We start from the raw sequence: 24,903 nt of genomic DNA, 5'->3' as shown, positions 1-24,903 counted from the left end.
CGTAGGTCATGCCACCGAACAGGTCGACCAGATCCCCGCGTTTGCTGCGCCTCGGGGGGCGGTGTGGACGGTGACCGGCTCAGCCATCGGCGTGACCTCAACATTCGTCGAATCCGGGCCTCGGCGGCAATCTGCAAGGCGGAATTTGCTCACGGTACGATGATTACCGCGAAGCCACCAAAATTTGCCAGTTAGGTGCCACATCAGCATCTCCGGTTATTAGCACCATCTTGACTCTTGGGCAAATTTTGCCAAACCGTTGATCAGCTCCCTTAGCTGTACTACCGTCCGTCCCGGCGGATGAGTTATTCACCGGGGGGCGGGGCATCCGCCTTGTGCTCGACTAAATGGCCTGGAGAAACATGAGAATCAATCCGCTTCCCGACTACGACAGCGCTCTGCTCGCGTTGATTGAGGCCGTAAAACAACGAGGTCAGGTCCGATACGCCGGCGAGAATCTCGCGCGAGAGGCTAGCGGCGGTTCAGGCGGCTGATGGGTCCCGTGGTTCAGGACCGTCGGCCTCGACGACGCCTGGCAACGGCCGGACATGGTGAGTTGGATGGATCTCGGTGACCGTGGGCTGCCGCTGACGCGTGGGCAGCTCGGCATCTGGTTGTCGCAGGAACGTGGTCTGGTCGGCGCGGCCTGGCAGCTCGGCCTGTTGGTGCGAATCGAGGGGGCGATCGACCGTTCCCTCCTCAAGTGCGCGATCCGTCAGGCGCTGCACGAGGCCGAACCGGCCAGGGCCGCCTTCTTCGAGGTGGACGGAGAGGTATTCCAACAGGCCATCGATTACTCGGACGTTGAGGTCGCTTATCGAGATGTGACTGGCTCGGCCGATCCGGTGGAGGAAGTCCGCCAGATCACGTCATCGCTGCAACGCACGCCCATGCCGTTGACGGGTCCGCTGGTCAAGTTCGCGTTGTTCCGAACCGGACCCGATCAGTACTACATGTACGGGCTGTGTCACCACATGGCCGTGGACGGAACAGGCATGGCGTTGGTCTGCCGCCGAATCGCCACGATCTATTCCGCGCTTGTTGCTGGAGAGCCGGTCCCGCCTGCCTATTTCGGCTCGTTGCAGGATCTGGTCACCTACGAGTCGGAGTACACGGACTCCGCCGACTATCTTGACGATCTGGCCTACTGGAGCGCCAACCTTCCCCCGGAGGGAGGACGGAACCAGCTGCCGTCCGTGTCCGCGCACGGATATGACGAATTCCTGCCTTCGGCATCGGTTCAGATGAGTCCAGCCGTCGTCGGCCAGGTCAAGGAACTCACCAAGAAACTGCGCATCCGTCGTCACTCGGTGATCACCGCGGCATGCGCGCTGTTGGTGCGAGCGTGGTCCGGGCACGGTTCGGAGGTAGCGCTCGATTTCCCGGTGAGCAGGCGCGTGCACCCCGGGGCCAAGACGCTTCCCGGCCTTTTCTCCGGAGTGGTGCCCCTGGTGCTGCAGACCCCGCCAGACGCGACAGTCGGCGAATTCTGCCGCCATGTTGACGCGCGCATACGGGAACTGCTGCAGCATCAACGCTTTCCGGTGCACGTGCTCGAGAGCGAACGCGGCCTCCGTAGCCCCGGACAGGCGGCGAACCGGGTCGCGGTGAACTTCATCCCGGGTCGGCTCACCCTCGACCTCGGCAGCGCTCGGGCACACGCGACGTACACGAATTTCGGTCCGCTGGATCACTTTGGGTTCTTCTTCCTCGGATCCAGCGACGAACTCTTCTTCACCACAGTGGGCGCCGGGCAGCCCTTTGCGAATTTCGAGGTCGACGATCTGGCGGACCGGTTGAGCCAGTTGTTGGTGTCGATGGTGGCCGATCCGACGAAGCCGTTGTCGTCGTTGGGTGTGGTTGGTCGGGCCGAGTGTGAGCAGTTGTCGGAGTGGGGGAATCGGCCGGTGTTGTGGGGGCCGGGACCGGGGTGGGTTTCGGTGCCGGAGTTGTTCGCGGTGCAGGTGCGGGCGCGGCCTGAGGCGGTGGCGCTCACGGGCGGGGATCGGTCGCTGACCTATCGTGAATTGGACGCGGTTTCGGACCGGTTGGCCGCGGTGTTGGCCGGTCATGGTGCCGGGCCTGGGGCGTGCGTCGGGGTGCTGGTGCCGCGCTCGGTGGACGCGGTGGTGGCGCTGTTGGCGGTGCTCAAGTCCGGGGCGGCGTATGTGCCGATCGATCCGGGTCTGCCGAATGCGCGGGTGCAGTTCCTGCTTGCCGATGCCGCACCGGCGATTGTGCTGACCACTGCCGAATTGCGTTCGCGGTTAGGGGATTTCGGCGGAGCGGTGATCGATGTGGCCGACCCGGGATCGGTCGATCCGGGGGCGGAGGTCCGGCCGCCATGCGTCCAGGACATTGCCTACGTCGTGTACACGTCGGGCACCACGGGGGTGCCTAAAGGTGTGGCAGTCAGCCATCACAACGTGACGCAGCTGTTGGAGTCGTTGCATGCCGGGGTGGGTGCAGGGCCGGGGTGCGTGTGGTCGCAGCTGCATTCGTTGGCGTTCGATCTGTCGGTATGGGAGATCTTCGGGGCGTTGTTGAGTGGTGGCCGGCTCGTGGTGGTTACGGAGTCGGTGGCCGCATCCCCGCCGGATCTACAGGCGTTGTTGTGCGCCGAGCGGGTGCAGGTGTTGACGTCGACGCCGTCGGCGCTCGCGATGCTGTCGCCGCAGGGTCTGGCGGGGACGACTTTGGTGGTCGCTGGGGAGTCGTGTGCGGCTGAGGTGGTGGATCGGTGGGCGCCGGGGCGGGTGATGGTCAACGCTTACGGTCCGACCGAGACCACGATGGGGGTGGCGATCAGTGCGCCGCTGACCCCGGAGTCGACGGTGGTGCCGATTGGGTCGCCGGTGTCGGGCGCGGCGCTGTTTGTGTTGGACCCGTGGCTGTTGCCGGTCCCCGCGGGGGTGGTGGGTGAGTTGTACATCGCGGGCCATGGCGTGGGTGTGGGGTATCTGGGTCGGTCGGGGTTGACGGCGTCGCGGTTTGTGGCGTGTCCGTTCGGGTGCGCGGGTGTGCGGATGTATCGCAGTGGGGATTTGGTGCGCTGGCGGGCCGATGGGCAGTTGGAGTATCTGGGTCGTGCCGATGAGCAGGTCAAGATCCGTGGGTATCGCATCGAGCTGGGTGAGGTGCAGGCGGCCCTAGCCGCGTGCGAGGGCGTGGATTCGGCGGTGGCGATCGCGCGCGAAGATCAGCCCGGGGACAAGCGGCTGGTTGGCTATGTCACCGAAACCCACAGCGGGGCAGCAGATATCGCGGGGATCCGGGCGGCGTTGGCACAGCGCTTGCCCGGCTACATGGTGCCCGCAGCCATCGTCAAGCTCGAGTTCTTGCCGTTGACGCTCAACCATAAACTCGACGTCCGCGCGCTGCCTGCACCCGACTACCGCAGTTGTACGCGGTATCGAGCGCCGTCGACGACCACCGAACAGATCCTGGTCGGCATCTACGCCGAGGTGCTCGGGGCTGACCGCGTCGGGGTGGATGATTCGTTCTTCGACTTGGGTGGTGACTCGCTGTCGGCGATGCGCCTGATCGCCGCGATCAACACCACCCTTGGCGCCCAACTGGCCGTACGCACCATCTTCGAAGCACCGACCATCACCCAACTCACGCCGCACATCCACACCAGCGCAGTGCGTCTGGCGCCGTTGGGGCCGGTGGAGCGGCCTGCGGTGGTGCCGTTGTCGTTTGCGCAGAGCCGCTTGTGGTTCATCGACCAGCTGCAGGGTCGATCGCCGGTCTACAACATGCCGCTGGCGGCGCGGTTGGTCGGACCGCTTGATGTCGACGCGCTCGGTGCTGCGTTCGCCGATGTGGTGGGCCGCCACGAGAGTCTGCGCACACTCATCACCGCGCCCGACGGAATCCCCCAACAGGTGGTCGTCGAACCCGAACGCGCAGACTTCGGGTGGCGGGTCGTCGATGCCACCGAGTGGCCGATGAGTGAACTCGAGCGCACTGTCGAGGCGGCCGCAACGCACGCTTTTGATTTGTCGGTTGAGGTTCCGTTGCGGGCGTTGGTGTTTCGGGTTGGCGTTGATGTGCATGTGTTGGTGGCGGTGGTGCATCACATTGCTGCTGATGGGTGGTCGATTGCGACGTTGACTCGGGATTTGAGTGCGGCGTATGCGGCTCGGCGGGCGGGTCGGGCGCCGGGGTGGGCGCCGTTGCCGGTGCAGTATGTGGATTACACGTTGTGGCAGCGCGCCAATTTGGGTGATCTCGACGATGAGGATTCGGCGATCGCGCGTCAGTTGGCGTACTGGGAACAGGCGTTGGCGGGCATGCCTGAGCGGGTGCAGCTGCCCACGGATCGGCCCTATCCGGTGGTGGCCGATCACCGGGGTGCGGCGGTGGATATCGAGTGGCCGGCGCAGTTGCAGGCCGCGGTGGCTGCGGTGGCGCGTGCGCAGGGCGTGACCAGTTTCATGGTGGTGCAGGCCGCGTTGGCGGTGTTGTTGTTGGCGGCCACTAGTGATGTGGCCGTGGGGTTCCCGATCGCCGGGCGCACTGATGCTGGTCTCGATGATGTGGTGGGGTTGTTGGTCAACACGTTGGTGTTGCGGGTGGATTTGGCCGGCAATCCCAGTGTGGCGCAGGTGTTGGCGCGGGTGCGTGCGGCCAGTCTGGGCGCTTATGAGCATCAGGATGTGCCGTTTGAGGTGTTGGTGGAGCGGCTGAACCCGACGCGCAGTTTGGCTCATCATCCGTTGGTGCAGGTGATATTGGCCTGGCAGAACCTGCCGGTGGGTGCGGCTGTGGAGAGCGGGTTGGGGTTGGGTGACGTGGCGGCTGAAGCCTTGCCGGTGAGCACCCGTACCGCGCGTATGGACTTGTCGTTCTCGTTGGCTGAACGGTTCACCGACGACGGCGCCCCGGCCGGTATCGGCGGCACGGTCGAATTCCGCACCGACATCTACGACACCGAAACCATCCACACCCTCATCCACCGATGGCAACACGTATTGGCATCGATGGCGGGGGATCCCGCGCAGCGATTGTCCTCTATCGATGTGCTGGACACCGACGAGCGCGGCCACCTCGATCGCATCGGCAACCGCGCGGTACTGAGCCGGCCCACAAGTACGCCGATGTCGATCCCGGCATCGTTGACCGCCCGGGCGGCCGCCGACCCGGAGGCTGTCGCGCTCTCCGGTGAAGGTCGGTCACTGACCTACCGGGAGTTCGATGAGGCCTCGAATCGGTTGGCACACTCGCTCGCTGGCCGTGGCGCCCGCCCAGGGACGTGCGTGGCACTGTTGATGCCGCGGTCGGTGGACGCGATCGTGGCGATGTTCGCGGTGCTCAAGTCCGGCGCGGCGTATCTGCCGATCGATCCGGCGCTGCCGAACTCCCGGATCGCGTTCATGCTCGGCGATGCCGCGCCGGTCGCGGTTCTCACCACCGCTGAATTGCGGCCGCGGCTGGGCGGTTTCGAAGGTGCCCTCATCGATGTGGCAGACCCGGATTCGGTCGATCCTGCGGTGGTGGTGCAGGCCCCAGCACCCGATGACATCGCGTATCTGATCTATACGTCCGGCACCACCGGGGTCCCCAAAGGCGTTGCGGTGACCCATCACAACGTCACGCAGATTCTGGAGTCCATGCACGCGAATCTGCCGACAGGGCCAGGTGAGGTGTGGTCGCAATCTCATTCCCTGGCGTTCGACGCTTCCGTATGGGAGATCTGCGGTGCGTTGCTCAGCGGTAGCCGGCTCGCGGTGGTCCCCGACGCGGTGACGGTCTCCTCGGACGAGCTCCACGAGTCGTTGATGCGCGAGCAGGTCAGCGTGCTGACCCAAACCCCCTCGGCGGTAGGAGGATTGTCGCCCGAAGGTTTGGACTCGATGGCCTTGACGACGGTGGGTGAAGTGTGCCCGACCGAGGTGGTGGATCGATGGGCGCCGGGGCGGATGATGGTCAACGCCTATGGGCCCACCGAGACCACGATGTGCGTGACGGTCAGTGCGCCGCTGACACCCGGATCGGGGATGGTACCCATTGGCGCACCGCTGTCCGGAGCGGCGCTGTTCGTGCTGGACCCATTGTTACAGCCGGTGCCCGTAGGGGTGGTAGGCGAGTTGTACATCGCCGGGCTGGGTGTGGGTGTGGGGTACCTCGGCAGGCCTGGACTGACGGCCGCGCGGTTTGTGCCCTGCCCGTTCGGGTCGGCGGGGATGCGGATGTATCGCAGTGGGGACCTGGTCCGCTGGCGCCCCGATGGGCAGCTGGACTACTTGGGTCGCGCCGACGAGCAGGTCAAGATTCGCGGATACCGCATCGAGCTGGGCGAGATCCAGGCGGCACTGACCGAACTCGACGGCGTCGAGCAGGCCGCCGTCATCGCTCGTGAAGATCGGCCCGGCGACAAGCGTCTCGTCGGCTACATCACCGGGACAGCGGATCCCACCCAGATACGACGCGCGTTGGCGGATCGGTTGCCGTCCTATATGGTGCCCGCCGCCGTCGTCTTGCTCGACGCACTGCCGCTGACGGTCAACGGCAAGTTGGACAAACGCGCGCTCCCTTTGCCGGAATACCACGGGGTTTACCGACCCCCGTCGACTCCGGCGGAGGAGATCATCGCCGGCATCTACGCCGAGGTGCTGGGGGTCGACCGCGTCGGCGTGGACGACTCGTTCTTCGATCTCGGCGGTGACTCCTTGTCCGCGATGCGGGTGATGGCATCGGTGAACATCGCCCTCGATGCCCGACTTCCGGTGCGCACGCTGTTCGAAGCGCCCACCGTGGCTCAGTTGGCGCCGCGCGTCGGCGCGGGCGGCTCGCGGTTAGAGCCGTTGCTGCCGATGCAGCGCCCCGCGGTGGTGCCGTTGTCGTTTGCGCAGAGTCGGTTGTGGTTCATCGACCAATTGCAGGGTCGCTCACCGGTTTACAACATGGCAGTGGCGTTACGGTTGAACGGCCGACTGGACGCCGAGGTGATGGGTGCTGCGCTCGCCGACGTGGTGAGTCGCCATGAAAGCCTGCGCACGTTGTTCGTTGCCGCTGAGGGCGTCCCCCAACAGGTGGTCATCGACCCCGAAAACGCCGACTTCGGGTGGCGGGTTGTAGACGCATCCGAGTGGTCGATGAGCGAACTCGAGCATGCCGTCGACGCCACCGCAATGCAGGGTTTTGACTTGGCGACGGAGCTTCCGTTGCGGGCGACGCTTTTCCGCCGCGCTGAGCACGAGCACGTTCTGGTGGCCGTGGTGCACCACATCGCCGCTGACGGCTGGTCGATCAGCCCACTGATTCGCGATCTCGGGCAGGCGTACGCCAGTCGGTGCCAGGGCCAGGCCCCGGGATGGACGCCGCTCCCCGTGCAGTATGTCGATTACACGCTGTGGCAGCGCGCACAGTTCGGCGATCTCGAGGACTGCACCAGTCCCATCGCCGCGCAGCTGGCCTACTGGCTGGAGGAGCTGGCGGGAATGCCTGAGCGGTTGCAGCTGCCGACCGATCGGCCCTACCCGATGGTGGCCGATCATCGTGGCGCAGTCGTGTCGATCGATTGGTCTCAGCAGGTGCAGCTCCGGATCGGTGAGGTGGCCCGCGCGCACAATGCCACCAGTTTCATGGTCGTCCAGGCCGCCCTGGCGATGCTGCTGTCCAAACTGAGCGCCAATAACGATGTGGCGGTGGGATTCCCGATCGCCGGCCGGGGCGATCCTGCGCTCGATGAAGTGGTGGGCTTCTTCGTCAACACGTTGGTGTTGCGGGTCGATCTGAGCGGGGATCCCAGCTTTGCCGACGTGTTGGGGCAGGTGCGTCGGCGCAGCCTGGCCGCATACGAGCACCAGGACGTGCCCTTCGAGCTGCTCGTCGAGAAGCTCAACCCCGCGCGTAGCCTGACCCATCATCCGGTGGTGCAGGTGATGCTGGCGTGGCAGAACCTGCCCGGGCAGAGCAGTGAGCCGGGAGCCGGATTGACCCTGGGCGACCTGCAGGTCACCCAGTTGCCGATCGACACCCACACCGCCCGTATGGATTTGTCGTTCTCGCTGGCGGAGCGTTTCACCGACGACGGCGAGCCCGCAGGAATCGGCGGAACAGTCGAATTCCGCACCGACGTGTTCGACTCCACCAGCATCGAGGCGCTGATCCAACGTTGGCAGCGGATGTTGGTGCCCATGCTCGGTGACCCCAGCCAGCGGCTGTCATCGGTTGATCTCCTCGATGCGGACGAGCAGCAACGGCTCGACGAATGGGCCAACCGGGCCGTGTTGAGCCAGACGGTCACCACCGCCAAGTCCATCCCGGAAGTCTTTGCCGCGCAGGTGGACCGCGATCCGGCGGCGGTAGCATTGACGTTCGAGGACCGGTCATGGAGTTATCGCGAGCTCGATGAGACCGCGAATCGACTGGCGCACCTGCTGGCCGACTTCGGAGCCCGCCCAGGAGAATCCGTGGCGATCGTGCTTCCCCGCTCTGACGACGCGATCGTCGGCATGATCGCGGTGCTCAAGACGGGGGCGGCCTACCTGCCGATCGACCCCGTACATCCCGATGCGCGAATCAAGTTCATGCTCGGCGATGCCGGGCCGATCGCGGTGCTCACCACCGCGGAACTACGTTCGCGGCTGGACGGCTTCGACGGGGCCGTCATCGCTGTGGACGATCCCCGCCTGGATGCGCAGCCGCCCGGCAGATTGCCCGCACCAGCGCCTGATGACATCGCGTACCTGATGTACACCTCTGGGACGACGGGCACACCGAAAGGTGTTGCGGTAACGCACCATAACGTGATCCAGCTTTTGGAGTCGCTGCACGCCACTCTGTCGACGTCGCCTGGTCAGGTCTGGTCGCAGTGGCATTCGTACAGCTTCGATATATCCGTCCAGGAGATCCTGGGTGCACTCCTAGGAGGCGGGCGCCTGGTGGTGATACCGCAGGCAGCCGCCGGGTCACCGCACGATTGCCACGACGTGCTGGTTCGCGAGCGGGTCAACGTGTTTACCCAGACCCCGTCGGCGGCGGCGATGTTGTCGCCGCAGGGTCTTGAGAACACGGCGCTGGTGGTCGGCGGTGAGGTCTGTCCTGCCGACTTGGTGGATCGGTGGGCACCGGATCGGTTGATGCTCAACGCCTACGGTCCGACCGAGACCACGATGGGAGTGGCGATCAGTGCACCCTTGTCTCCGGGAGCCGGTGCGGTGCCGATCGGTGCGCCGGTGGCGGGGGCGGCGTTGTTCGTGTTGGACGCCTGGTTGCGTCCGGTCCCCATGGGGGTGGTGGGTGAGTTGTACATCGCGGGCCATGGCGTGGGTGTCGGGTACGTGGGTCGGTCGGGGTTGACGGCGTCGCGGTTTGTGGCGTGTCCGTTCGGGCCTGCGGGTGTGCGGATGTATCGCAGTGGGGATTTGGTGCGCTGGCGTGCCGATGGGCAGTTGGAGTATCTGGGTCGCGCCGATGAGCAGGTCAAGATCCGTGGGTATCGCATCGAGCTGGGCGAGATCCGGTCGGCACTCGCCGAACTCGACGGGGTCGAGCAAGCGGTCGTGATCACGCGTGAGGACCGCCCCGGCGACAAACGGCTAGTAGGCTACGTCACCGAAACCCACGCCGGGGCAGTCGATCCCGCCGCAGTGCGTGGTGCGCTGGCCGATCGGCTGCCCCCTTACATGGTGCCTGCCGCGATCGTCGTGCTCGATACGTTGCCGCTGACGGTCAACAGCAAACTCGACAAGCACGCACTGCCGGCACCGAATTACGACAACGGCGAGCGGTACCGCGCACCGCAGAGTGCGGTTGAGGAAATCATCGCCGCCATCTATGCCGAGGTGCTGGGGGTCGACCGTGTCGGCGTCGATGACTCGTTCTTCGAACTGGGTGGTGACAGCATTCTGTCGATGCAGGTGGTGGTACGCGCCCGCGCAGCCGGAGTGATGTTCCGACCGCGCGACATTTTCGTCGAACAGACGGTGGCCCGGTTGGCCATGGTGGCCGAGGTTTTCGACGGCCAAGCGATGGTCGACGAGGGCATCGGGCCGGTGGTGGCCACCCCGATCATGCGCTGGCTGGACAGCCTCGAGGGCGCCGTCGACCAGTTCAACCAGACGTTGGTGGTGCAGGCCCCGGCCGGGGTGACCGAGCACGACGTGGTCGTGCTGTTGCAGGCCCTGCTCGATCGCCACGCGATGCTGCGGCTACGTGCCGGATCCGACTGGGCGACAGGCGAGCCGGGGTCGGTGCAGGCACGAGAGCTGCTCCATACCGCGGAGGTGTTGTCGGATGAGGTGGTGGTGGCAGCGCGGACGCAGTTGAACCCGGCAGAGGGACGGATGCTCAGCGCCGTGTGGGTGCCCGATACCGGTCAATTGGCGTTGATCATCCACCATCTCGCCGTCGATGGGGTGTCGTGGCGAATTCTGCTGGAAGACTTGAATATTGCGTGGGCACAACACCATAACGGCCAACCGGTCGACCTACCTGCGACAGGAACATCGTTTGCCTCGTGGTCGTCACTGCTCGCCGAGCACGCGCGGGACGCAGCCGTGACGGAGTGCGCCGACATGTGGAGGCGGGTTGTGGCAACCCCGGCCGTATTGCCGCCGGTGCAACCTGAGCTGGACACCTACGCCACGGCCGGGTCGTTGTCCGCCTCGCTGGATGTCGAGACGACCCGTCGACTGCTCGGCGAGGTGCCCGCCGCGTTCCATACCGGGGTTCAAGATGTGCTGCTGATCGCATTCGCGTTGGCCTGCAGTGAATTCCTCGGCAGCGGCGCGGCGCCCATCGCTATCGATGTCGAGGGCCACGGCAGGCAGGAAGAACTGGATCGCGCCGTCGACTTGTCCCGCACCGTCGGGTGGTTCACCACCAAGTATCCGGTCGCCTTGACCGTCGGCGAACTGACCTGGGAACAGGTGGCTGCGGGTGACGCCGCCCTCGGGCCGGTGATCAAGGGCGCCAAGGAGCAGCTTCGCGCCCTGCCCGACGGCATCACCTACGGTCTGCTGCGCTACCTGAACCCCGACGTTGATCTCGGCGGAAGTGATCCGGCGATCGGATTCAATTACCTGGGCCGGCTCGGCGCTGCCACATCGGGACTCACCGACGATCTGTGGCGGATCAACGAGGAAAGTGTGGCGACGGCCGAGGCGGCCTCTGCGGTGCCAATACCGTTGGCGCACACCGTGGAAGTCAACGCCGTCGCGACGGAAATTGATGCCGGCCCGCAGCTGCATGCCACGTGGACGTGGGCGACGTCGAGCATCGACCACGACCAGGTCAGCCGACTGAGCCAGCTGTGGCTCGAGGCGCTGACCGGGATCTGCGGGCATGTCCAACGCGGCGGCGGAGGGTTGACTCCGTCGGATATCGCGCCTGCCCGGCTGAGCCAACAGCAGATCGATGAGCTGCAGCAGCAATACCGGATCGCTGACGTGCTGCCACTGACGCCGCTGCAGCAGGGCCTGCTTTTCCACTCGAGCCTTGCGGAAGGTGCCCACGACGACCTCTACGCGGTTCAGCTCGGCATCTCCGTGACCGGTGAGCTGGATCCTGATCGGCTCCGTGAAGCGGTGCAGACCGTTTTGACCCGGCACCCCAACCTTGCCGCCCGCTTCTGCGAACGGTTCGGCGAGCCCGTGCAGATCATCCCTGCCGAGCCCGTCATGGCGTGGTGGTACCTCGACCTCTCGTGGGACGACCAGAACCCCGATCAGGAGATCGAGCAGCTGTGCGCCGCCGAGCGCCGCGCAGTGTGCGACCTCGCCGAGCGGCCCACCATGCGGGCCGCCCTGATCCGCACCGCCGATGATCAGCACCGGTTCGTGCTGACCGTCCACCACATCGTGATGGACGGCTGGTCGCTGCCGATTCTCCTGCGGGAGATCTTCGCCGCTCTGCTCGGGCAGCAGCTGCCCGCTGTGACGCCCTATCGCACCATCGTCTGCTGGCAGGCCGGTCGGAATCATGATGCCGCAAAGGCCGCCTGGCGCAGGGTATTCGACGGTTTTGAAACCCCGACGCTCGTTGCTTCCCACGCTCAGACGGGGCCGCGTGACACCGAATCCCATCTGCTGTCGAAGGAGACCACACAGGCGCTCGGCGACCTCGCCCGCGCACAACACACCACCGTCACCACCGTGCTGCAGGCCGCATGGGCGCAGCTGTTGATGCGGATGACCGGCCAGCGTGACGTCGCGTTCGGCACCGTGGTTTCGGGCCGACCGGCCGAAGTGATCGGATCGGACTCCGCGGTCGGCCTGTTGATCAATACCGTGCCCGTGCGGGCGCGCGCGGCCGTCGACGCCACCATCGCAGACTTGATCGATCAGTTGCAGCACAACCGCAATGACATCGTCGAACACGAGCACCTCGGCCTGCGCGACATCCACCAGGCCGCCGGACACGACCAACTGTTCGACACCCTCTTCGTGTTCGAGAACTATCCGGTCGACACGGGCGCGTTGATCAGCGCCAGCGGGTTGGCGGTCACGGACGTCGTCGCCCACGAATCGACGCATTATCCACTTTCGGTGGCGGTTTCCCCGGGCCCGGAGTTGGGCGTTCGCATCGAATTCGATTCCGGCGTGTTCGACCGGGCCCAGATCGAGGTGCTGATCAAACGTTTCGAACGGCTGCTCGGCGTCATGACGGCCGATCCGTCAGCGCGGGTGTCGGCGATCGATGTGCTCGACGCGGCTGAGCACACGCAGTTGTCCGAGTGGGGGAACCGCGCGGCGTTGACTGCACCGGTGGCTGCGACATCCACGGTGCCGGAACTGTTCGCGGCGCAGGTTTCTGCGCGGGAACGCGCTCTGGCGGTCACTGATGGAAATCGGTCACTGACCTACCGCCAGTTGGATGAGGTCTCGGATCGGTTGGCGCACTTGCTGGCCGACCACGGGGCGCGACCGGGCGTGTGCGTGGGACTGCTGGCGTCGAGGTCGGTGGAGGCGATCGTCGGGTTTTTGGCGGTGCTGAAGTCCGGGGCGGCCTATCTGCCGATCGATACGGGGCTGCCCGATACGCGGATCTCGTTCATGCTCGGTGACGCCGCGCCAATCGCGGTGCTCGCCACTTCGGAACAGCGGTGGCGGCTGGATGGGTTCGATCGGCCGGTCCTGAGTATTGAAGACGGCAGTATCGAAGACGGCAATATCGAAGACGGCAGTGCCGAGACGCGGCCGGGAACCGTCCTGCAGGCTCCAGCCCCGGACGACATCGCGTACGTGATCTACACATCGGGCACCACCGGAGTCCCCAAAGGCGTCGCGATCACCCACCACAACGTCGCCCAACTGGCGACGACACTGGATGCCGGCCTGTCCGTGGGTCCGAAAAAGGTCTGGTCGCAGTGGCATTCGTTGGCATTCGACGCGTCGATCCAGGAGATCGTGGGTGCGCTGCTGGGTGGTGGTCGGCTGGTGGTCATCCCGGAGTCAGTGGCCTTCTCCCCGCAGGACTTCCACGCACTGCTGCGTGCCGAAAAGGTGAGTGTGCTGTGCCAGACCCCATCGGCGGTAGACGTGCTGTCGCCGCAGGGGTTGGAGAACACCGCGCTGGTGCTGGGCGGTGAGCAATGCCCGGTCGAGGTGGTGGATCGGTGGGCGCCGGATCGGTTGATGCTCAACGCCTACGGTCCGACCGAGACCACGATGTGCGTGACGGTCAGTGCACCCCTGTCTCCGGGAGCCGGTGCGGTGCCGATCGGTGCGCCGGTGGCGGGGGCGGCGTTGTTCGTGTTGGACACCTGGTTGCGTCCGGTCCCCGCGGGGGTGGTGGGTGAGTTGTACATCGCGGGCCATGGCGTGGGTGTGGGGTATCTGGGTCGGTCGGGGTTGACGGCGTCGCGGTTTGTGGCGTGTCCGTTCGGGTGCGCGGGTGTGCGGATGTATCGCAGTGGGGATTTGGTGCGCTGGCGGGCCGATGGGCAGTTGGAGTACCTGGGTCGCGCCGATGAGCAGGTCAAGATCCGTGGGTATCGCATCGAGCTGGGCGAGATCCGGTCGGCACTCATCGAACTCGACGGGGTCGAGCAAGCGGTCGTGATCACGCGTGAGGACCGCCCCGGCGACAAACGGCTGGTGGGATATGTCACCGGAACCGCGGACCCCGCCGAGATCCGAAGCGCGTTGGCGGATCGGTTGCCGTCCTACATGGTGCCGACCGCGATCGTCGTGCTCGACGCAATGCCGTTGACGGTCAACCACAAGCTCGATATCGATGCCCTGCCCGCACCGGAAACGCAGGGTGTCGAGCGGTATCGGGCACCGTCTACCCCGGCAGAAGAGATTCTCGCCGGCATCTACGCCGAGGTGCTCGGGGCTGACCGCGTCGGGGTGGATGATTCGTTCTTCGACTTGGGTGGTGACTCGCTGTCGGCGATGCGCCTGATCGCCGCGATCAACACCCGCTTGGGAGTCGGCATCGGCGTACGCGCGCTCTTCGAGGCACCCACGGTGGCCGAGTTGGCGCCGCGCATCGGCGCGGCCGAAGGGCGTTCGGCGCCGTTGGGGCCGGTGGAGCGGCCTGCGGTGGTGCCGTTGTCGTTTGCGCAGAGCCGGTTGTGGTTCGTCGACCAATTACAAGGTCCGTCATCGATTTACAACATGCAGGTTGCGGTGCGGTTGGTCGGACCGCTTGATGTCGACGCGCTCGGTGCTGCGTTTGCCGATGTGGTGGGTCGTCATGAGAGTCTGCGCACACTCATCACCGCACCCGACGGAGTCCCGCGCCAAATCGTGCTGGACATCGAGCAGGTCGAGTTGGGTTGGCAGGTCATTGACGCGACGGACTGGTCGACGGCGCAGCTGGACGACGCCATCGAGCAGATCGAGGACCACGCTTTTGATTTGTCGGCTGAGGTTCCGTTGCGGGCGTTGGTGTTTCGGGTTGGCGTTGATGTGCATGTGTTGGTGGCGGTGGTGCATCACATTGCTGCTGATGGGTGGTCGATTGCGACGTTGACTCGGGATTTGAGTGCGGCGTATGCGGCTCGGCGGGCGGGTCGGGCGCCGGGGTGGGCGCCGTTGCCGGTGCAGTATGTGGATTACACGTTGTGGCAGCGCGCCAATTTGGGTGATCTCGACGATGAGGATTCGGCGATCGCGCGTCAGTTGGCGTACTGGGAACAGGCGTTGGCGGGCATGCCTGAGCGGGTGCAGCTGCCCACGGATCGGCCCTATCCGGTGGTGGCCGATCACCGGGGTGCGGCGGTGGATATCGAGTGGCCGGCGCAGTTGCAGGCCGCGGTGGCTGCGGTGGCGCGTGCGCAGGGCGTGACCAGTTTCATGGTGGTGCAGGCCGCGTTGGCGGTGTTGTTGTCCAAGCTGGCGGCCACTAGTGATGTGGCCGTGGGGTTCCCGATCGCCGGGCGCACCGATGCCGGTCTCGATGATGTGGTGGGGTTGTTGGTCAACACGTTGGTGTTGCGGGTGGATTTGGCCGGCAATCCCAGTGTGGCGCAGGTGTTGGCGCGGGTGCGTGCGGCCAGTCTGGGCGCTTATGAGCATCAGGATGTGCCGTTTGAGGTGTTGGTGGAGCGGCTGAACCCGACGCGCAGTTTGGCTCATCATCCGTTGGTGCAGGTGATATTGGCCTGGCAGAACCTGCCGGTGGGTGCGGCTGTGGAGAGCGGGTTGGGGTTGGGTGACGTGGCGGCTGAAGCCTTGCCGGTGAGCACCCGTACCGCGCGTATGGACTTGTCGTTCTCGTTGGCTGAACGGTTCACCGACGACGGCGCCCCGGCCGGTATCGGCGGCACGGTCGAATTCCGCACCGACATCTACGACACCGAAACCATCCACACCCTCATCCACCGATGGCAACACCTACTCACGGCAATGATCGCGAACCCATCAGCCCGGCTGTCGTCGTTGGCTGTGGTCGGCGGCGCTGAGTGTGAAGTGTTGTCGGGCTGGGGTAATCGGGCGGTGTTGACGAAGCCGGCGTCTGCGAAGGTGTCGGTGCCGGACCTGTTCGGGGTGCAGGTTGCGGCGCGGTCGGGAGAGGTGGCGCTGTCCTGCGGGGCGCGGTCGTGGACGTATGGCGAGTTGGATGCGGCCTCGGATCGGTTGGCACACTCGCTCGCTGCACACGGAGCTCGCCCAGGGACGTGTGTGGCGCTGTTGATGCCGCGCTCGGGAGAGGCGATTGTCGCGATGTTCGCGGCACTCAAGTCCGGCGCGGCCTACCTGCCGATCGATGTGTTGGTACCGCAGTCGCGGTTGGATTTCCTGCTGGCTGATGCGAAGCCCGTTGCTGTGCTCACCACCGCTGAATTGGCCTCGCGGCTGGACGGTTTCGAAGGCGTCATCATTGATGTGTCAGACCCGGAACCGGCCACTCCGGCAGCGGTGGTACGGCCGCCGACGCCCGATGACATCGCGTACCTGATCTACACGTCGGGCACGACGGGGGTGCCCAAGGCGGTGGCGGTCTCTCATCACAATGTGACGCAGTTGTTGTCGTCGGTGTTCGCCGGGGTGTCGGCGGGGCCTGGGCGGGCGTGGTCACAACTGCATTCGTATGCCTTTGATCTCTCGGTGTGGGAGATCTGCGGTGCGCTGCTCAGCGGCGGGCGGTTGGTGGTGGTACCGGACTCGGTGACCGCCTCGCCGAGCGATGTGCATGAGGTGTTGGTGGGTGAGCGCGTCGAGGTGTTGACCCAGACGCCGTCGGCGGCGGCGATGCTGTCACCTGAGGGCCTGCAGGTCACGACGTTGGTGGTCGCTGGCGAGGCGTGTCCGACCGAGGTGGTGGAGCGGTGGGCGTCAGATCGGGTGATGCTCAACGCCTATGGGCCCACCGAGACCACGATGGGGGTGGCGATCAGTGCGCCGCTCTCACCCGGGTCCGGGGTGGTGCCCATCGGTGCACCGGTGTCGGGGGCGGCACTGTTCGTGCTCGATTCGTGGTTGCAGCCGGTGCCGGTGGGCGTGATAGGTGAGCTGTATATCGCCGGTGAGGGGGTCACCGCTGGGTATGTGGGGCGGGCGGGCCTGACCGCAGCGCGGTTTGTGGCGTGCCCGTTCGGCGGGCTCGGTAGACGGATGTATCGCACCGGGGACTTGGTGCGCTGGGGGACTGATGGGCAATTGCAGTACCTGGGCCGCACTGACGAGCAGGTCAAGATTCGCGGATACCGCATCGAGCTGGGCGAGATCCAGGCGGCGCTCACCGAACTCGACGGCGTCGAGTCGGCGGTCGTGATCGCGCGTGAGGATCAGCCGGGGGACAAGCGGCTCGTCGGCTATATCACCGGGGCTGCGGACCCGGTTCAGACACGACAGGCTCTGGCGGATCGGTTGCCCGCGTACATGGTGCCGTCCGCGGTGGTGACGATCGAGGCGTTGCCGTTGACGGTCAACGGCAAGTTGGACAAAAACGCGTTGCCCGCACCGGAGTACCAGAATTCGGCACGGTATCGAGCGCCCTCGACGGCCGCGGAGCAGAGCCTGGCCGACATCTACGCCGAAGTGCTCGGTGTCGACCGCGTCGGTGTGGACGACTCCTTCTTCGACCTGGGCGGCGACTCGCTGTCAGCGATGCGCCTGATCGCCGCGATCAACACCACCCTGAACGCCCAAACCGCGGTGCGCACCATCTTCGAAGCACCCACCATCGCGCAACTCGCGCAACGTCTTTCGGCAGCACCGGGCGGCACTGGAGCCACCTTCGAATCGGTGCACGGCCGCGACGCCGCCGAGGTGCATGCCCGCGACCTCACCTTGGACAAGTTCCTCGACGACACCACGTTGGCCGCTGCCCCCACCTTGCCCGGCCCGAGCGCCGAAGTGCGCACGGTGCTGCTGACCGGCGCGACCGGATTCCTCGGGCGCTACCTGTTGCTGGAATGGCTTGAGCAACTGGAACTCGTCGACGGCACCCTGATCTGCCTCGTGCGCGGCGAGGACGACGACGATGCGCGCCGCCGACTGGAGAAGACCTTCGACGCCGGCGATCCGCACCTGCTGGCACACTTCCAGGAATTGGCCGCCGATCACCTATGTGTCATCGCCGGTGACAAGACGCAAGCCAATTTAGGTCTCGACGGGCAGACATGGCAGCGGCTGGCCGAAACCGTTGACCTGATCGTGGATTCGGCCGCGCTGGTCAGCGGTGTGCTGCCCTATCGGGAGTTGTTCGGTCCCAACGTCGTCGGCACCGCCGAACTGATCCGGTTGGCGCTCACCACCAAGCTGAAGCCCTACAACTATGTGTCGACCGCCAACGTGGGCGACCAGATCGAGCGGTCGGCGTTCACCGAGCACGCCGACATCCGCGACATCAGCCCCACCCGTAGCGTCGAGGGCCACGGTTACGGCAACAGCAAGTGGGCCGGTGAGGTCCTGCTGCGTGAGGCGCACGACCTGTGCGGGCTACCCGTCGCGGTGTTCCGGTCCGCCATGATCATGGCCGACGCGACCTATCAGGGTCAGCTCAACCTGTCGGACACCGTGACGCGGATGGTGCTGTCCGTGGTGGCCACCGGCGTCGCGCCCAAGTCGTTCTATCAACTCGACGCCGACGGTCAGCGCCAACGGGCGCACTTCGACGGGCTGCCAGTGGAATTCGTCGCCGAGGCGATCGCCACCCTGGGCGCTGAGGTGGTGGAAGGGTTCGAGACTTATCACGTGATGAACCCCCACGACGACGGCGTCGGTCTCGACGAGTATGTCGACTGGCTGATCGACGCCGGCTATCCCATCGAGCGCATCGCCGACTTCGGCGAGTGGCTGCGGCGCTTCGAAGCGGGCCTACGTACCCTACCCGAGACCCAGCGCCAGCATTCGGTGCTGCAGATGCTGGCGATGCTGCTGCAGCAGTCCAACGACCTGCAGCCGCTGCCGCCGACCCGAGGAGCCAGCGGCCGCACCGATCGGTTCCGCGCCGCCGTGCAGGAAGCCAAGATCGGCATCGGCCGCTACGGTTCGAACAACGACATCCCGCACATCAGCGCGCCGGTCATCGTCAAATACGTCACCGATCTGCAGCAGCTCGGCCTGCTCTAGCCGCGATATCGCGGCGCCTTCACACGGTGCGCGCCAGTCGATTGGCGAGCAGTCCGGCGAACTTCGCCGGATCCTCGGGTACATCACCCTCAGCGAGCAGCGCGGTGCCGTAGAGCAGTTCGGCGGTTTCGGCGAGCTTGGCCATCTGGGCTTCGTCGCCACCGGCCTGGTGCGCCTGCTGCAGCGCGGTCACGAGCGAATGCTTCGGGTTGAGTTCCAGAATCCGCTTACCCACCGGAACCGCCTGCCCGGAGGCCCGATAGATGCGCGCCAATTGCGGTGTGATGCCGAAGGCGTCGGTGATGAGGCAGGCCGGGGACTCAGTCAGGCGGGTGGACAACCGCACCTCCTTGACGTGGTCGCTCAGGGTTTCCTTCAACCAGGTCAACAGGTCGGCGAATTCCCGTTCCTGTTCCTCGCGTTCGGCGGCGTGCGCTTCCTTGTCGGCCTCGGTGTCGAGGTCCACCTCACCCTTGGCGACGGACTGCAACGGCTTGCCGTCGAACATGGGCACCGACCCCACCCAGATCTCGTCGATCGGATCGGTGAGCAACAGCACTTCATAGCCCTTGGCCTTGAACGCCTCCAGGTGCGGCGACTTCAGCAGTTGCTCACGCGATTGTCCGGTGGCGTAGAAGATCTTCTCCTGCCCGTCCTTCATCCGCTCGACGTATTCGGCGAGGGTGGTGAGCTCTTCGTCGCTGTGCGTGGACGCGAACGACGCGATGCTCAGCAACGTCTCCTGGTTCTCGAAGTCCGACATCAGACCCTCTTTGAGGACCGTGCCGAACTGGGACCAGAACGTGCGGTAGTCCTCGGGGCGCTCGGACTGCAGGGTCTTGACCGTCGACAGCACCTTCTTGGTCAACCGCCGGCGAATCGCCGTCAGCTGCCGGTCCTGCTGCAGGAGTTCCCGAGAAACGTTGAGCGACATGTCCTGTGCGTCGACCACGCCCTTGATGAAGCGCAGATACGGCGGCATGAGTTGATCGCAGTCGCCCATGACGAAGACGCGCTTGACGTATAGCTGCATCCCGGTCTTGGCGTCCCGGGTGAACAGGTCGAACGGCGCGTGCGACGGGATGAAGAGCAGGGCCTGGTATTCGAAGGTGCCCTCCGCCTTCATCGCGATGACCTCCAGCGGGTCATCCCAGGCGTGGGCGATGTGCTTGTAGAACTCCTTGTACTCGTCCTCGGAGACTTCGTCTTTGGACTTCGCCCACAGGGCCTTCATCGAGTTCAGCGTCTGCGTCTCGACGGTGACGACCTCCTCGCCACCATCCTCGGCGGGCGGGGTGCGCCGCTCGACCTGCATCCGGATGGGCCAGGCGATGAAGTCGGAGTACTTCTTCACCAACTCACGCAGTTTCGCCTCGGACGTGTAGTCATGCAGTTCGTCCTCGGCGTCCTCGGGCTTGAGGTGCAACGTGACGGACGTGCCCTGGGGCGCATCCTCGACGGTTTCGATCGTGTAGGTGGCCTCACCGGTAGACACCCATCGGGTCGCGCCGCTCTCACCGGCTTTGCGGGTCAGCAGGTCGACCTTGTCGGCCACCATGAACGTCGAGTAGAACCCGACACCGAACTGGCCGATCAGCTCCTCCGAGGCCTCGGCTTTCTTGGCCTCCCGCAACTGTTGCCGCAGCTCGGCCGTACCCGACTTGGCGAGAGTGCCGATCAGGTCGACGACCTCGTCGCGTGTCATCCCGATCCCGTTGTCGCGGACGGTGAGGGTCCGCGCCTCCTTGTCGACCTCGAGCTCGATGTGCAGGTCGGAGATGTCGACGTCCAGGTCCTTGTTCCGCAGCGCCTCGAGCCGCAGTTTGTCCAGCGCATCGGAGGCGTTCGAAATCAGTTCCCGGAGAAACGAATCCTTGTGGGAGTACACCGAGTGGATCATCAGGTTCAGCAGCTGGCGCGCTTCGGCCTGGAACTCCAACTGTTCGACGTGTGCAGTCATGTATTTCCTTCGACAACACCTTCACTTGAAGCTGACGTAGGAGATGGTACCGACGGCGCCGGCACCGCTTCGGCGCCCTTCTCGCCGCGGGATGACAGGATGACGCCCGTGGCCGAGCGCGTCAGATTCCCCAGCACCACGGGTCCCATGCTGGCAGGACTCGTCGATCTGCCCGAACGCGAGCAACGCGGGTGGGCCGTCTTCGCGCACGGCTTCACCCTCGGCAAGGACAGCCCCGCCGCCGCCCGGATCTGCAAGCAGTTGGCCGCCGAGGGCATCGGCGTGCTGCGCTTCGACAACCTCGGTCTCGGCGATTCCGAGGGCGACTGGGGCGACGGGTCGTTCTCGCACAAGGTCGCCGACACCGTCCGGGCCGTGGAGTTCATGAACGCCTCGGGCCGGGAGGTTCGACTGCTCGTCGGGCATTCGTTCGGCGGTTCGGCCGTGATCGCCGCCGCCCACGAATGCCCGGGGGTGGCCGCCGTCGCCAGCATCGGCGCGCCCTTCCAACCCGCCCATGTCGAGCGCACCTTTGACGCGCTGTGCCAGCGGATCGAGGCAGAGGGCGAGGCGCCCTTTCTGATCGGCGGCAAGGCGCTGACGCTCAAGCTGCACTTCATCGAGGACGTCCGCACCGCCGATCTGCGCGAGCGCATCCGCACCCTGCACAGGGCGCTTCTCGTGATGCACTCACCCACCGACAACACCGTCGGCATCGCCAACGCCAGCGAGATCTTCCGCGCCGCCCGGCATCCCCGCAGCTTCATTTCGCTGGAGGGGGCCGACCATCTGCTCACGGGGAAGAACCAGGCGGCGCGGGCGGCCAGGATCATCAGCGCCTGGGCCGACCCATACCTGTGATTTGTGTGCGTTTAGGAGCGCTCACCGCTCGCAGATGCACACAAATCGAGATGGCACGCAACGCCGAAGTGGTCCGAGGGGAACACTCGCGGCAGGTCGGCCGAGATCGGCCGCGTGCCCAGCAGCTCGATAGTCGTTGCGCGCCAACACGTCCCCTTGAGCAGCACACGATCGAAACGCACCTGCCGCTCCTTGTTCTTGGCGTCCAAGCGCATGAGGTTGATCGACGTGTCCTCCGTGTAGCCGGGATCGTGCGGTCGCAGTACGGGCCAGATGTCGGCGTACGGGGCGGTGATGCGTCCGTTCTCCGCGTCGCGCATGTTGAAGTCGCCAAGGACCACGGCGTCGTGAGCCTTCCTCAGCGCGCGGAAGATCCTCCGCAGCTGCCAGGCGCGCAGCCGCGCCGACGATTTCCCGCTGTCGAGGTGGACGCCGCAGACGACGGGTCGGTCGCCAGTCAGCGCAAACTCCGCCTTGAGGAATCCTCGCGATTGCCGGGTCGGCAGACGGGCGTAACTCGCGTCGGCGATCGGCACCCGCGACAGCATCAGCATCCCGTAGTTTCCCGCTTCGCCGCCGACCACCGAGACGCTTCGGTACTCGTTGCGCACCCACGGCAGGGCGGTGAACATGTCGAGCGCTGGCGGCGTGACCTCCTGGAGCACAACCACATCCGGCCTGCGCTCGCGCAGCAGCTCCGCGATCGCACGGTACCGCTGCTCGGCGTAGTAGTCGTCGAACCAGATGTTGAACGTCGCGACGGTCAACCCGTCACGGTCGACGGCGGCTGCAGTCCCGTCGTCCACCCAGCGGCCCGCATCGAATCGGCGGACCGCGACGCTGCGGCGCCGACGAAGCAGCCTCACCGAACGGCGACGACGACTTTGCCCTTGGCGCTGCGGTCTTCGAGCGACGCGATGGCATCGGCGGCGCGCTCGAGCGGGTAGACCACCGGTGTCGGCGCGGACACCTTGCCCGACGCAAGCAGCGGCTCGAGCTCCGCCCACTGCTCCAGCAGATACCCCGGATGAGTACCGGCCCAGGCGCCCCAACCGACACCGACGGCGTCGATGTTGTTGAGCAGCAACCGGTTCACCTTCACCTCGGGGATCGACCCGCCGGTGAACCCGATCACGAGCAGCCGGCCGCCCGGCGCCAGCGACCGCAGTGAATCGGTGAACCGGTCCCCACCGACGGGGTCGACGACGATGTCGACACCGCGTCCTCCGGTCAGCTCTTTGACCGCGTCCTTGAAGCCGTCGGCCAGCACCACATCGGAGGCCCCCGCCGCCTTGGCGATCTCGATCTTGTCCTCGGTGCTGACCACCGCGATCGTCCGCGACGCACCCCACACCGGCGCCAGCCGTAGCGTCGACGTCCCGATGCCACCCGCGGCGCCGTGCACCAGCACGGTCTCACCCTCGGCGAGGCGCCCGCGGGTGCGCAGCGCGTGGTGCATGGTGAGGTCGTTGAAGAGCAGGCCCGCACCTGCCTCGAATGACACCGAGTCCGGCAGTTTGAACACCCGGTCGGATTGCAGCGCAACGACTTCCGCCATCGCCCCGCACAGCATCGTCAGGCCGCAGACCCGGTCGCCCGCCGAGACGTGCGCACCCTCGGGGGCACTGCGCACCACGCCGGCGACCTCCGCGCCGGGGATGTAGGGCATCTCCGGCTTGTATTGGTAGAGCCCGCGCGACTGCAGCGCATCGGGAAAAGCGACGCCGGCCGCGTGCACGTCGATCAGGACCAGGCCGTCACCGGCCGGTTCATCGATCTCGACAAGCTTGGCGGCTTGCGGTCCATCAAGGCTGGCAATCTGTATCGCGCGCATCGCGGGCCCTTCCTTCGTCGACGCCATCATTTAACCCTGCGCCGGAATTGACCAACCGCCCGATAGGATAGTTAGTCCGGCAACGTAGCCGAGCACGACGGGAGCACCCATGGCACCAGGTCAAAGAGGCCAGCGACCGGCGAGGCGATTCGCCCCGGCCGAGCAGTTGGGCCGAGGCCGCAGCGTCGGAGTGCGGTCCAAGGACGGCATCCGCCTGCACGCCGAGGTATTCGGCCCCGAGGACGGTTATCCCGTCGTGCTGACCCACGGCATCACCTGCGCCATCCGCGTGTGGGCCCACCAGATCGCCGACCTCGCCAAGGACCACCGCGTCATCGCCTTCGATCATCGCGGTCACGGCAGAAGCGCCGTCCCGGCCAGGCGCAGCGGCTACAGCCTGGATCGCCTGGCCGATGACGTCGACGCCGTCCTCGAGGCGACGCTGGCGCCGGGGGAGCGGGCCGTCATCGCCGGGCACTCCATGGGTGGAATCGCGATCTCGTCCTGGGCGGAGCGCTATCCCGATCGGGTGGCGGAGCGCATCGATGCGGCCGCCCTGATCAACACCACCACCGGCGACCTGCTGCGTAACGTGCAGTTCCTCCCGGTGCCGAAACCGCTAACCGCCGCCAGGGTGCGCGCGGCGGGCACACTGCTGAAAACCTTTGGCGCGGTGCCGCTTCTGCCGGTGGCCGACATCCCTGGGCGCCGCTTCCTGTCGGCCCTTGCGGTCGGGCGTGACGCCGATCCCGCCATCGTGGACTTCGTGTTCGAACTGTTCAACGGAACGCCACCCGCGGGCCGGGGCGGATGGGCGCGTGCCCTGGTCGACACGGTGGGCACCCACCAGCACATCGGGTTGCAGAACCTCTCGGTGCCGACGATGGTGATCGGCAGCGACAAGGACCGACTGCTGCCGATGGTGTCGTCGCGTCGAATCGCCAAGGAGGTCCCCAACCTTGCGCAGTTCGTCGAACTGTCGGGCGGTCACTGCGCCATCCTGGAATGCCCCGACGCCGTCAACAAGCATCTGCGCTGGCTGATCGACTCGGTCCGTGAGGAGGGTGCGGTCAGCTCCTAGTCGGGGCCACCGGCTGTCGGGCGTCCTTGGACATGCCGTTGTGACAACCTCCTAGCGACACCGTCGCTCAACTACTACTGGCGAGGCCGACTTCAGCGACTTAGTCGCTACGAGGTTGGCAGGGCGGGGTGCAGTCCGACGGCGGCGACGCAGCTGGACGCGACGGCCCGCCGGCGCAGGCTGACGCGAT

Annotated in this window: 6 protein-coding genes; 3 read left to right on the top strand and 3 right to left on the bottom strand. The window is 65.9% G+C overall.

Annotation, left to right across the window (positions count from 1 at the left end; all coding sequences use genetic code 11):
• Window positions 1-560 precede the first annotated feature (560 nt).
• Entirely contained in the window at window positions 561-18,977 is an 18,417-nt protein-coding gene (locus G6N43_RS24655; protein ID WP_163658190.1) for a non-ribosomal peptide synthetase, read from the top strand.
• 19 nt (window positions 18,978-18,996) lie between these two features.
• Here G6N43_RS24655 and htpG read toward each other — a convergent pair whose 3' ends face one another.
• Entirely contained in the window at window positions 18,997-20,937 is a 1,941-nt protein-coding gene (htpG, locus tag G6N43_RS24650) for a molecular chaperone HtpG (RefSeq protein ID WP_083149223.1), read from the bottom strand.
• A gap of 108 nt (window positions 20,938-21,045) precedes the next feature.
• Here htpG and G6N43_RS24645 point away from each other — a divergent pair, with 108 nt between their 5' ends.
• A complete protein-coding gene (locus tag G6N43_RS24645; RefSeq protein WP_083149470.1) occupies window positions 21,046-21,798 on the top strand; it encodes an alpha/beta hydrolase family protein in 753 nt (250 codons plus the stop codon).
• 11 nt (window positions 21,799-21,809) lie between these two features.
• Here G6N43_RS24645 and G6N43_RS24640 read toward each other — a convergent pair whose 3' ends face one another.
• Both G6N43_RS24640 and G6N43_RS24635 read right to left on the bottom strand, forming a co-directional pair.
• Window positions 21,810-22,664: an endonuclease/exonuclease/phosphatase family protein gene (locus tag G6N43_RS24640; protein WP_083149224.1), complete on the bottom strand. Its 855-nt coding sequence runs from the start codon at window positions 22,662-22,664 to the stop codon at window positions 21,810-21,812.
• Window positions 22,661-23,632 carry an NADPH:quinone oxidoreductase family protein gene (locus G6N43_RS24635; RefSeq protein WP_083149471.1) on the bottom strand — a complete coding sequence of 324 codons (972 nt, stop codon included), beginning with the start codon at window positions 23,630-23,632 and terminating at the stop codon, window positions 22,661-22,663. Before G6N43_RS24635 ends, G6N43_RS24640 begins: the two co-directional genes overlap by 4 nt.
• A 109-nt stretch (window positions 23,633-23,741) precedes the next feature.
• Between G6N43_RS24635 and G6N43_RS24630 the strand changes: the two genes are divergently transcribed.
• Window positions 23,742-24,713, top strand: a complete 972-nt coding sequence (locus G6N43_RS24630; RefSeq protein ID WP_083149225.1) for an alpha/beta fold hydrolase — start codon at window positions 23,742-23,744, stop codon at window positions 24,711-24,713.
• Window positions 24,714-24,903 lie beyond the last annotated feature (190 nt).

It is taken from the genome of Mycolicibacterium moriokaense (assembly GCF_010726085.1).
In the GTDB taxonomy this organism is placed as follows: domain Bacteria; phylum Actinomycetota; class Actinomycetes; order Mycobacteriales; family Mycobacteriaceae; genus Mycobacterium; species Mycobacterium moriokaense.
The sequence above is the reverse complement of the archived record's forward strand: the minus strand, read 5'-3'. Positions and strand labels throughout refer to the sequence as shown.